Genomic DNA, 11,756 nt, shown 5'->3' on the forward strand with positions numbered 1-11,756 from the left:
CCTATTTCCCCGATGGGCGCTTGATTGAGCACACGAAGCTTGCAGCGTCCGTCGCATCGCCGTCGCCACGTCGCCATGCCCTGGCGGGATAGGCGCACAGCGGCCGCTGCATGGCCACGCCCTTGGCCGGTGCGTTCTCGACATAGCGCGTCGCGATCACCTGGCTGGGCGCCGCACCTTTTTCCACCCAGTCGGTCAGCGCTGCGAAGAGGTCGTGCCGCGCGCTGGCCGAGGGCGGTGGGACCGCTCCACCATTCGCCGCGTTGAATACCCCGGGCCCCTCGCCGCCGCCGCAGTGCGAGAACCCTGGCGCCATGAACAGCCGCGCGAAGGTCTGCGCCTCGTCGACGCCGCCCGCCTCCCGCGCCACCCGGTCATAGAAGGCCACCGACTGGTCAGGCGGCACCAGGGCGTCGGCCCAGCCGTGATAGATGATCAGCTTGCCGCCCCGGGCGCGGAAGTCGCGCAGGGATCCGCGCGTGGCGTCGTTGACGATGGGCCCGAGCTCCGCGTCGACCTTGGCCATATCGCTTTCGACCTGGAATTTCGACCAGTCCCAATCACGACCGAACACCCACTTGAAGAGGCTGACGAAGGGCGGCTGTCCGTTGGGACGCGACTGAAGGAAATTCCAGTCGAACAGACCCGTCGCCTCGCTGCCCGGCAGCCAGCCGTAAAACATCGGCCGCCCCTTCCGATCGGTCGGGCCGGCATAGAAGGCCCGCGCCGTCATCACCTCGCCAGGCGTAAGGCAGTTGGCGAGATCGCTATCGTGGCACTGCAGAACCGCGGGGTCGAACTTGCAGGCCTTCGGATCGCCGATGAAGCTGTCGCTCACGAGGCCGCTTCCGGCGCCGCCGCACTCCTTGAGGGCCGCATTGCTGAGCAGCCGCAGCTTCACCCCTGAAAGCCGACGGCCTGGGTGCAGATTGGCGGCGAGATCATTGGCCAACACGGCGGCATGGCCCCAGGTCCGATTAATGACCGGCGCACCCACGAGGATGCCGTCGTAGTCCCGCGGATAGTAGAGCGCCTCAATCAGCCCCTCCTGTCCGCCTGTCGAACAGCCGGTGTAGTAGGCGCGCCGCACGGGCGCGCCATAGAAGGCCTCAGCGATGGCTTTGCCGGTCACCGTCATCGCGTGCGTAGAGCGGTGCCCCCAATCGCGCCACTTCTGAGGCTGCCCGATCAGCGCGTCGCCTTCCAGCGGTGTCGCCGGCGCCGTTCCCGTGTCGGTGACGGCCGTGGCGTAGCCGCGTCGCAGGCCCGCCGTCATAGGGCCGTAGCCAGCGGCCAGGACGCCGCCGAAACCACCGTTGCCATTGCCATGAAAGACACCCTGCCAGCTGCTGAGCGGCAGCCATATCTCCACGCCGACATCCGAGCCGGGGCCAGTGCTCACCGAGGCCACCACCCGGCAGAATGCCGGCAGGTCCGGCGTCCGGACCGCACCCATTCCGGCGAACCCGCCCGCGGGCGTCACGTCGGCGCTCTTGATCACGGTGTTGGGAAGCCTGACGTCGTTGAGCGCCTCGCACGTGGCGGCTGCGGCCGGCGCCGCGAGCGTCATCGCCAGGAGGCCCGCTGCGGAGGCGAGAGTGCGTCGGGTCGGCCGAATAGGGTTCATCTCATGAGCCTCGGATGCGGCGGTGGTCTTGGGTCTGCGTCGTCAGGCCGGCGGCGCGCTTGCGCTCGTCCATGACGGCGCGCGCTTCGCTCACCTGCCGGTCGATCCAGGCGGGCGGATCGATCTGGCGGCCAATGAAGCCCAGCGCGTCGGTAAGGCGCGGCCCAAGCGACGGGCCCACATGGTCGGCGCCCCGGACCAGGCGGTATTCGTGCGCGATCCCGGCGTCGAACAGCACCCTGTGGAGGAACTCGACCCCCTCGTTCAGGTAAAGCATGTCCTGGTCGCCGACCTCGATGTAGACGCCCAGATCGATCAGGCGCCTGGGATCACGCCGGGCGATCGTCGCGGGGTTGTTCTCGGCCCAATAGGCGGCGTCGACCGGCGCGCCGAACAGGCTTTCGTATATCTCGTCGGATCGCCAGAATTTGACGCGGGGGCCGACCTCGCTCCAGGCGAGGGCCGGTTCGACCGCCGGCTCCACGGCCGCGACGGCGCCAAAGATCTCTGGATGCTTGAAGGCCAGCCGGAGACTGCCGAGCCCGCCCATGGACCATCCGCCCACGAAGGTTCGTTCGCGGCTCTGAGCGACTGGAAGGGTCGCGCGCAGGTGGGGGAGCAGGTCGCGGACGATAAAGCTTTCCCACCGTTCGGAGCCGTCGCGATAGTCCATGTAGAGCGAGCGTCGGGCCGCTGGCGTCGCGATCACGGTGGGTGCGATCCGCCCCTCCGCCATGGCGCGATCGATGACGTTGGCAAAGCGCGCGATATCCTTCTCGGATCCGTCGCCACCGTGCAGCAGAAGCATCAGCGGATAAGGCGTGTCTGGCCGCGCCCGATAGCCGTTCGGCAGGTAGACGCCGACCCGCACCTCGCCGGAGATGTGGACGGATCGCAGCCGATCCAGCTTCAGCCGCCCCTTCCCCTCCTCCTCCGCCACGGCGCCAGCCGGCGCGCCGGCGGTGGTGACGGCCAGCGCCGCAAGATCTCTTCGCCTGATCATGTGGGGGCCTTCGTCCGCCAGGCCTCGGCCTGGGCTTGGTACCAGCCAACCACATCGGGGTTTTCGATCCCATCCAGATTGATCACCTTGGCCACCGGCCAACCCTGGAAGAGACGCTTCACCGGCAGCTCCTGCTTCTTACCGGACAGGGTGCGCGGGACGCCGGGCGCCGCGATGAAGGCGTCGGGCACGAAGCGGGGCGACAGCGCCTCGCGGATCGCAGCGGCCATGTCGGCTTCCAGCACGGCATCCAACGCGCGCCCCTCCACCGGAACCACGAACATCAACAGCGCACTGCCGCCCGCCCCATCCTCGAGGTCGATCACCAGGCTGTCCGCGACGTCCGGAAGCCGCTCAACCGCGGAATAGAGTTCCGCCGTCCCCATCCGCAGGCCGTTCCGGTTGATCGTCGCGTCGCTGCGGCCGCTGATGCGGCACCCGCCATCCGCATCGATCTGCAGCCAATCCCCGTGCCGCCAGACACCGGGCCACGCGGCGAAGTACGACGCCCGATAGCGGCTGCCGTCCTCATCGCCCCAGAAGAACAGCGGCATGCTGGGGAAGGGTCGCGTGCAGACGAGTTCGCCAACCTGTCCCACGACGGACTGGCCGACCTCGTCCCAGGCTTCGACGGCCGCGCCAAGATGTCGGCATTGCAGCCGTCCGGGCGTCGCGGGCAGCTCGCGGTTGCCCGACAGGAAGGCCGCGGCGATGTCGGTCCCGCCCGAGATGTTGCACCACCAGATGCCTGGGCGCCCGAGGGCGGCGAACGCCGCCCCGCCCCAGGCCTCGACCTCGGGCGGCAGCGGCGACCCGGTGCTGCCCAGGGCCCGCACGGCGCTGAGATCGCCCAGGTCGCCGAGGGCCAAATCAGCCTTGCGGCAATTGATGAAGAAGGCCGCTCCGGCCCCGAACCACGTCACGCCGTGGCGAGCTGCGAAGCGCCAGAGTGGGCTCCAGTCCGCCGCGCCCCTGCCGCCGCCCGGCGAGCCATCGAAGAGACAGATGGTCGTCCCGCTCAAGAGACCGCCGACCTGCTGGTTCCACATCACCCAGCCGGTGGCGCTATACCAGTGGAACCGCTCTCCCAACGTATTGGGCGCGTAGCTCGGCCCAAGGTCGAGGTGCATGTTGCCGACGTAGGCGGCGAGCAGGACGCCGCCATGCCCATGAACGAGAGCCTTGGGCAGGCCCGTCGTGCCGCTGGAGTAGAGGATCCATAAGGGATGAGCGAACGGTAGCCACTCCGGCTCGAAGCTTGCGACCTCGCCATCGTCGCGCGCCTGGGCGACCGCGAAATCTATGGCGCCGTCGATCTCGGCGTCGCCATGTCCCGCGCGGATGACGAACAGCGCCTGCAGGCTCGGCAGGCCGCGGCGGATGTCCTGCACCGTCGCGGCGCGGTCGCGCGGCCGGCCCCCGTAGTAGACGCCGTCGATCGCGATCAGCGCCTTGGGCGATACCTGGCGGAAGCGGTCGAGGACAGCGGGCGTTCCCATGTCCGGAGAGCACAAGGTCCAGACCGCGCCCAGACTGGCGCAGGCCAGCATGGCGACCACCGCCTCGGGCGCGTTCGGCAGGTAGGCCGCCACCCGGTCCCCTCGTCCGACGCCGATGCGGCGAAGCTCAAGGGCGAGCGAAGCGGTGCGCCTGCGAAGCTCCGCCCAGCTCACCTCGACGACACGGCCCGTCTCGTCCTCCGCCACGATCGCCGGCTGCCGCGCGGCCTGCGCCAGCTCCGCGTGGCGGAAGACCTGGCGGGCATAGTTGACCTGGGCGCCTTCGAACCAGGCGGCATCGGGCATCTCGCCACGCACCACCGCGCGGTAGGGCGACGGCGACTGCATGCCGCCATAGGCCCAGATGCTCTCCCAGAAGGCGGCAGGCTCGGTCGTAGACCAGCTCCACAGCGACTCGTAGTCCCGGAACGCGAGACGGTATTCGCGCTCCAGCCAGTCCCGATAGAGCGCGAGCTGGGGAATGGGGTCGGCCTTGTGGCCCGGCATGGCAAGATTCCGTGGAAGTGCGCCTCGGCGGCGGGCAGGAGCAGTGGGTGCGGGCCGCCGCCCACACCCACAGAGCCAACCGTCAAGCGGAGGGCCGTAAGCTCAGCCGCGAGGAGGCGGAGCTCATTCAGTCGGGCTACTGGAAGTAGCGGCTCAGCGTGACGCCAAACATTCGAGGCATGCCCATGGAGCCGGTGACCGCCGCATTGGCGCCCGATCCCGCGGACCCCTGGCTGACGTAGCGCTTGTCAGCCGCGTTGCGCACCCAGGCCAGCACCGACCAGGCGCGGTCCTGCGCCGCGACCTCGACCGAGAGGTTCAGCAGGCCATAGGCGCCCTGAGAGTTCTGCCGATTGTTGTAGATGTCGAAGTAAGTCCGGCTTTGCCACTTGTAATCCGCCCGCCCCGTCAGGTTCACGGTGTCAGAGACGGGTAAGGTGTACTGGGCGGAGACGTTGTACTGCCACTCCGGCGCCTGGGTCAGGGAGTTGCCACGCAGCTGAACCGCCCCGGCCGGGAGTGGCGCGCCGTCCCGTGTCGCGCCGATGCAGGATGGCGACGTGGGCGCGGTCGGGTACAGCGGATCGTTGTTGCAGAAGAAGCCGAACTTGGCGTCGAGGTAGGTGACCGCGCCGGTCAGCCGCACACCACGAACGGGGTTGGCTTCAGCCTCGAATTCCACGCCCTTGATCTTCGCCGCCGTCGAATTCTCCACCCGCGGGAAGCGGACCTGTGTCGCGTCGTTCAGCCGGAACACGGTCTGCTGCAGGTTGGTGTAATCGGCGTAGAAGCCGGTCAGTCCCATCCGCAGCTTGCGGTCGAACATCATGGCCTTCAGACCAGCCTCATAGTTCCAGACGTACTCTGGATTGAAGCGGTTTACCGGCAGCGAGACGTCGCCCAGCGTATTGAAGCCGCCCGATTTGAAGCCGCGCGAGACGCTGGCGTAGATGAGGGTGTCGTCCGTGGGCGTGTAGTCGAGGACGACGCGCGGCGTGAACGCGCTGAACTTGCCAGAGTCCGAACTCAGGCGCGGCGCGCCGCCGACGGAGGAGTCCATCTGATAGGACTTGTCATCGGTCGTGTATCGCCCGCCGACTGTGGCGCGGAGCTGGTCGGTGATCTGATACCGGAACTGCGCGTAGGCTGCGTACGACTTCAGCGTCTCCTCGGGCAGGTAGACGAGATAGTTCTTGAAGGTGGCGAGGCTGAGGTAGAGCGGCTCGCTGCTATCGCCGCGCATGTAGAAGGCGCCTGCCACCAGGTCCGCTCGCTCGCTGAGGTCGGCCGTCAGCGTGAACTCCTGTGTCACCTGCTTGGCGTAGAGGCCGATCAGGTCGAAGCGCGAGCTGTTCGCCGGCGTGGCGTCGACGTCCAGGTCCGTGAGGTCGATGTCGTGATCGATGAAGCCCGTGGTCGACGTCAAGGTCACGTTCGGCGCGATGTTCCAAGTGGCCACCGCCGTCGCCCGAACATCCTCCACGTCCCGGTGATTCGGCTCGTTGAAGTAGAAGGTCAGGTTCTTTGGGTCGTTGCGCGGGAAGGCGTAGGTCGGCAGTTCCGGGACCGTCGGCCGGGCTGGATCGGCGCGGCGTAGGATCTGGCTGAAGCCGGGATCGCTGCGGTCCTTGGTGTATTCGAGCAGGGCGCGGACGCTGAACGCCTCTGTCGGCGTGAACAGCAGCTGGCCGCGCACCTGCGCAACGTCGGTGTCGTCGTTGCGCTTGCCGATGAAGTCATTCTTGAGCCAGCCCTTGGCCTCCTCCCGTTGGAACGCGAGGCGCCCCGCAAGCTGGTCAGAGAACACCTTGTTGACGTGCCCTTTCAGACCAAGTCGCGAGCGGTTGCCGGCCGTGAAGACGAGGCTGCCATCGTCGTCGCGGGCCGGTCCCTTGCTGTAGATGTTGATGGCGCCCCCCGTGGCGTTGCGGCCGGCGATCGTGCCCTGTGGGCCGCGCAGGACTTCCACGCGTTCGATGTCCATGAAGGACGGGTTCATCATGAAGTGGTTGAGCAGCGGAACGCCGTCCAGAGACACCGTCACCCCCGACTGGCTGCCGATGTCCTGACCCGCCTGGCCGATGCCACGCATGGCGATGAAGACGTTGGTGGACTTGGTGCCGAACTGCAGGCTGGGCGTCAGCTGGACAAGGTCGCCCACTTCCCTGATGCCGGCCTTCTCCAGCGTTGCGGCGGTCACCGCCGTGATGGCGATGGGGATATTCTGCAGGCCCTCCGCCCGCTTCTCCGCCGTGACGACGACTTCCTCCAGGGCATTCTTGTCCGGCTGGCCCTGGGCCCAGGCCATCGCCGGCAGGGCCGCGCCCCCCAACAGAGCCGCGACGCCAGTGGCCAGCATGCCCGCTCGGTGGCTCAAATTGCGCTTCATTCTCTTACCCTCCCTCGATCGTTCGATCGCTGCAGTCCGAAGTCTGTGGCTTCGGTCCCTGTGGTTTGGCGGCCTGCCGACCGCGAACTCTCAATCGCCGCGCCGACGGCTTGTTCTGACGGAAGTGACGGGTTCGCTGGCCTCGCGGTGGCCATGCAGCCAGGACACGCAGACCAGCGATACGAGGCAGGTCACGGCCATGTAGCCGCCCACGCTCAGACTGTTCTGCGATCCGGCGAACAGGGCCGTGGCGATCATGGGCGCGAAGCCGCCGCCCAGCAGGACGCCAATCTGGTAGCCCAGCGACGCTCCCGAATACCGCAGCTCAGCCGGGAACAGCTCGGCGAACAGCGCCGCCTGCGGGCCATACATCATGGCGACACAGCACAGACCGACCGCAATGGCGGCGCCGACGCCGAGCGGCGTGCCCGATTCCAGCAGCGGGAAAAAGGCGAACGACCACAGGCCGGTCGTCATGCAACCCAGCCTGAACAGGCCGTAGCGGCCGTACCGGTCAGACGCGGCGGCGACGAGCAGGAGCGCCGGGATCATGCAGACGCTGCCGAACATCACGCCGCCCAGGATGAGCTCGCGCGACAATCCGAGCTGCGTCGTCCCGTACGAGATCACCCAGGTGATGATGACGTAGAAGCAGGCGTTGCTGGCGATGAAGGCCCCGCCTGCCAAGAGGATTCGCCGCCAGCTGGACGCGATGACCTGGAGGATCGGCGAGCCTCGCCGGGCCTCCGGCGCTGCGCTCTCCGCCCGCTTGGCCGCGGCCGCCACGAACTCGCGGGACTCGTGCATCCGCGTGTTCACGTAGAAGGCCAGGCTGACCACGACGACGCTCAGCAGGAAGGGAATCCGCCAGCCCCACGCCTCGAAGGCCGCGCGGTCCATTGTCCCGTCGGAGAGCATGAAGGCGACATTGGCCAGGATCACGCCGGACGGGACGCCGATCTGGACGAAGCTGCCGAACAGGCCGCGACGACCGTCAGGCGCGTTCTCGATGGCGATCAGCGCCGCCGCACCCCACTGCCCGCCGACCGCGAACCCCTGCACGAAGCGCAGGGCGATCAGCATCAGGGGCGCCCACATCCCCACCGCCGAATAGGTCGGCAGCAGGCCGACGAGCAGCGTGGAAACGCCCATAATCATCAGCGCCGCCACCAGGGTGGTCTTGCGCCCGTGCAGATCGCCGAAATGCCCGAAAACGACGCCGCCGAGCGGCCTGGCGATGAAGCCCACAGCAAACGTGCTGAAGGCGGCCAGCTGAGCCACGAGCGGCGACAGGCCGGGCGAGAAGAAGACGTGCGGAAAGACCAGCGCCGCTGCTGTCCCGTAGACGAAGAAATCGTACCATTCGACGCCCGCGGCCACGGACGAGGTAAGCGCCAGTCTCACCGTCGAGCCGCGCGCCGTCGCGGCGTTGGTCCCTGTCACGTGACGTCCTTCCCTACGCGGCCGATCTGCGCCGGCTGTGACGTCACAATAGGAAAGCCGGCCCGAGATTTGAGGTCTTTGGCGGACACATATATGTCTTTGCCGGTCAAAGTTGCCGCGAGACGAATGTCATGACGCCAGGACGCGACCCCGCCCCGCCGGGATCGGTGACCGGCCACGCGCCGACGGTCGGTCCGCTGCTGCCGCGCCCGCTTCCCAATCAGAAGACCTTCGCGCCGTACAAGATCGCCACCCTGATCGACACCCTGGCCTCGCACGGCCTGAGCGCTACGGCGGTGCTTGAGGGCACGGGACTGAGCGACGCGGACGTTCGCGACCCGCATACGCTGACCTCGATCCGCCAGTACCTGGCGGCATGCGAGAACGCCGTGCGAAGCGGGATCGACCTCGACGTCGCCTATGAGATCGGCGCCCGCCTGCACCTGTCAGCCTACGGCATGTACGGCTATGCCCTCATGTGCTCGCCCACGATGCGCGACTTCTTCGACTTCGCCGTTCGCTACCAGCCGCTCGCGACGCCAATCCAGCAACTGGGATGGCGGCAGGATGGCGACCGCGCGATCTGGACGTTCACCGAGATCTACAGCGACCTCATGAGCGAGGATCTCCGCAACTTCCTGCTGCGCCAGCAGATGATGATGACCTCCACCCACATGCGCGACGTGGTCGGACCCGAGACTCGTCCGCTGCAAGCGTGCTTCGGCCTGGCCGACAATGGCAGGACGGCCGCCGACGAGGCCGCCCTCGGCTGCCCGTGCCGCTTTGGTGAGGCGGGCCACGAACTGCACTATCCGGCGAGCATCCTGGAGCAGGCCCCCGAGCTGGCAAATCGCCTCACCCGCGCCATGCTCGAGGACACCTGCGACCGCCTAGCGGGCGAGGCCAACATGACCACGGGCGTTGCCGGCGATGTCTACCAACTCCTGATGCTCGCGCCGAACCGCTCGCCGTCCATGCCGTCGGTCGCCCAGCGCCTGGGCATGACCGAGCGTACGCTGCGGCGCAGGCTCGACGACGCCGGACATAGCTTCGCGAGCATCGCCGACGAGGTCCGCAAGCGCCTGACGCTGGAATACCTTCAGACCACCCGCATCAGCGCCGACGACATCGCCTGGAAGGTTGGCTTCAGCGACAGCTCCAACCTAAGACGCGCCGTCAAACGGTGGACTGGCCGAACCTTTGCGGAGGTGCGGCGCGGTTGAGATCGCATCTCGCAGGCTCAGTCCCCGATTGCGGGCGATACAGGCTGCTCGGAGCTGTCTGCTTAGCGCCACAAGCAGAACTTGGGATCGGTGCAGATAGCCGACCTTCGGCCCGCTCACCCGCAGCACCGCGGTGCGGTGGACGATCTGCGCCGCCGCAGACCGATCAGGAATGGGCCTGAGAAGGCGGCGCGGCAGAGGCAGGTCGTCGCGCCAGGGTAACGCCGAGTGCTGCGCCGACCCCGAGACAGACGCCGATGCACACCAGGGCAACCACGAAGGCTTCGGTGATGGCCGCTGGATCATGACGAGGTCCAAGGACCGAATAGAAGATCCCCCCGATGACCGCCACGCTGAGGGCAGTGCCGACCTGCAAGGTGGAGCTGACGAGCCCGGCGATCATCCCTGAAAGCGCCGGATCGACGCGCCCAGTGACCATCCGCATCAGGGTCGGCAATCCCAGTCCCTGACCGAAGCCGATAGCCCACAGGATGGGCGACAGTAGAGCGGCCCTGGGCTCCGCGCCAACCGAAGTCGCGGCAACGAGGCAGGCCAGTCCGGCGAAGCCTGCTGTCTCCAGGCCGAGGCCGATCGGATTGACGTAGTCGCCGAAGATGCGCCGCAGAAACGGTGTCGACAGCGGACCCAACAGGAAGCCGGCCCCGAAGGGGAGGAATGTGAGGCCCGCGCGCAGCGGGGAAATGTGTAGCGCGCCCTGCAGATAGACCGAGAACAACAGGAAGAAGGCGCCGATCGCATAGAACAGCAACGCGATCAACAGCGCGCGGCCCAAGCCCGGCGCCCCCAGCGCGCGCGGATCGACAAGGGGCGCTCCGCCGACGCGGGCGAGGCGCGCCTCGTGTCGCCAGAAGACAAGCGCCAGCATCGGCGATGCGGCCAGCGACAGCCATGACCACCAGGGCCAGCCGGCCTGGCGCCCCTCGATCAACGGAACGATCAGGGTTCCGAGCGCGGCGATCGAGAGCGCCACGCCGCCGAGATCGAGGCCGCTCGCATGGCGCGCCCGCGTGTCCTTCAGCAACGGCACACCAAGGAGGACGACCAGCCCCGCCACGGGCAGATTGACCAGGAAGATCGTCCGCCAGCCCAGGCCCAGGAGATCGAGCGAAATCAGGACGCCACCCAGGGCCTGGCCGATCACCGAGGCCAGGCCGAAGACCGCGCCGTAGATGCCGAGCGCCAGCGGCTTTTCTCGTTCGGGGAAGATCGCGTGGACCGAGGCGAGCGCCTGGGGCGCCATCATCGCCGCCGTGGCGCCCTGCAAAGCGCGTCCCGCGACCAGCGCCCACGGCGACCCCGCGAACCCGCAGATCAGCGACGCGAAGGCGAAGCCGGTGAGCCCGATGAAGAACATGCGGCCGCGGCCGTAGAGATCGCCAAGCCGCCCGCCGGTCGTCAGGGTCACCGCGTAGAGCGCGGCATAGGAGGAAATGACGAGCTGTTCGGCCGACGACGAGGCGCCCAGGTTCCTCTGGATCGAGGGGAGCGCGACATTGACGATGAAGAAGTCCAGCGGCGGCAGGAACGCCCCGACGAGCAGGAGGACGAACATCGCCCAGCGGCGGGGGTCCGGCGGGTCGTCGTCCGTCGACGCCGACGGCGCGCGCGGTATGGGTCGCAATGCGCTCATTCTGGTGGCGCCTTCTCTTGCCAGGGTGAACTTCGCCGGGTCGGTAGGGACGGCGTGCGCGAGCATCGCGGCGTCCGCCACAGCGATCGTGCTTCGGGTGGGCCGCGCCCTTACAGGGGCGTGGCGAGGCTGCGCTGCGGCTTGACGGCCGTGACCAGCTCGACGTCGGCCATGACCTCCGCCGTCCGCGGCGAGGCCAGCGCCGCCTCCATGGCCGGTCTGTCGCGGAAGACGCAGGCGGCGACGGCGATCAGGCCGACGCCGTCGTCGCCCGGGAAAAAGCCGCCGACGCGCTCCAGGCCGTAGGGTCCCCAGCATTCCCGCACGAGCGGCAGGTGGACGTTGATCCAGTGGGCGCGGTTGAAGGGGGTGTCGGTGTCACCCGCATAGGTCACGAACATGGTGGTCATCGGA

The 11,756-nt window shown here is 67.9% G+C and carries 8 protein-coding genes; 1 reads left to right on the forward strand and 7 read right to left on the reverse strand.

All coding sequences use genetic code 11. From position 1 onward, the window contains the following. Position 1 precedes the first annotated feature (1 nt). From Q0L11_RS00460 to Q0L11_RS00480, 5 genes are all read right to left on the reverse strand, one after another. On the reverse strand, positions 2 to 1,570 hold the full coding sequence (locus Q0L11_RS00460; RefSeq protein WP_296594871.1) for a tannase/feruloyl esterase family alpha/beta hydrolase: 1,569 nt from the start codon (positions 1,568 to 1,570) through the stop codon (positions 2 to 4). A 58-nt stretch (positions 1,571 to 1,628) separates the two neighbouring features. Next, a complete protein-coding gene (locus Q0L11_RS00465; RefSeq protein WP_296594872.1) occupies positions 1,629 to 2,630 on the reverse strand; it encodes an alpha/beta hydrolase-fold protein in 1,002 nt (333 codons plus the stop codon). Next, positions 2,627 to 4,636, reverse strand: coding sequence for an acetoacetate--CoA ligase (locus tag Q0L11_RS00470; RefSeq protein ID WP_296594873.1), 2,010 nt, complete (start codon positions 4,634 to 4,636; stop codon positions 2,627 to 2,629). The genes Q0L11_RS00465 and Q0L11_RS00470 overlap by 4 nt, the downstream gene beginning before the upstream one ends. Before the next feature lie 136 nt (positions 4,637 to 4,772). Beyond that, a complete protein-coding gene (locus Q0L11_RS00475; RefSeq protein WP_296594874.1) occupies positions 4,773 to 7,025 on the reverse strand; it encodes a TonB-dependent receptor in 2,253 nt (750 codons plus the stop codon). 90 nt (positions 7,026 to 7,115) lie between these two features. Beyond that, positions 7,116 to 8,468: an MFS transporter gene (locus Q0L11_RS00480; RefSeq protein ID WP_296594875.1), complete on the reverse strand. Its 1,353-nt coding sequence runs from the start codon at positions 8,466 to 8,468 to the stop codon at positions 7,116 to 7,118. A gap of 131 nt (positions 8,469 to 8,599) precedes the next feature. On the opposite strand from Q0L11_RS00480, the gene Q0L11_RS00485 reads away from it, so the two are divergent. Beyond that, positions 8,600 to 9,691: an AraC family transcriptional regulator gene (locus Q0L11_RS00485; protein ID WP_296594876.1), complete on the forward strand. Its 1,092-nt coding sequence runs from the start codon at positions 8,600 to 8,602 to the stop codon at positions 9,689 to 9,691. A 166-nt stretch (positions 9,692 to 9,857) separates the two neighbouring features. Here the strand turns inward: Q0L11_RS00485 and Q0L11_RS00490 are convergent, their stop codons facing one another. Then, positions 9,858 to 11,408: an MFS transporter gene (locus tag Q0L11_RS00490; RefSeq protein WP_296594877.1), complete on the reverse strand. Its 1,551-nt coding sequence runs from the start codon at positions 11,406 to 11,408 to the stop codon at positions 9,858 to 9,860. 44 nt (positions 11,409 to 11,452) lie between these two features. Then, positions 11,453 to 11,752, reverse strand: coding sequence for an EthD family reductase (locus tag Q0L11_RS00495; RefSeq protein WP_296594878.1), 300 nt, complete (start codon positions 11,750 to 11,752; stop codon positions 11,453 to 11,455). Between the last annotated feature and the right edge of the window lie 4 nt (positions 11,753 to 11,756).

It is taken from the genome of Phenylobacterium sp., assembly GCF_024508875.1.
Classification (GTDB): Bacteria; Pseudomonadota; Alphaproteobacteria; order Caulobacterales; family Caulobacteraceae; genus Phenylobacterium.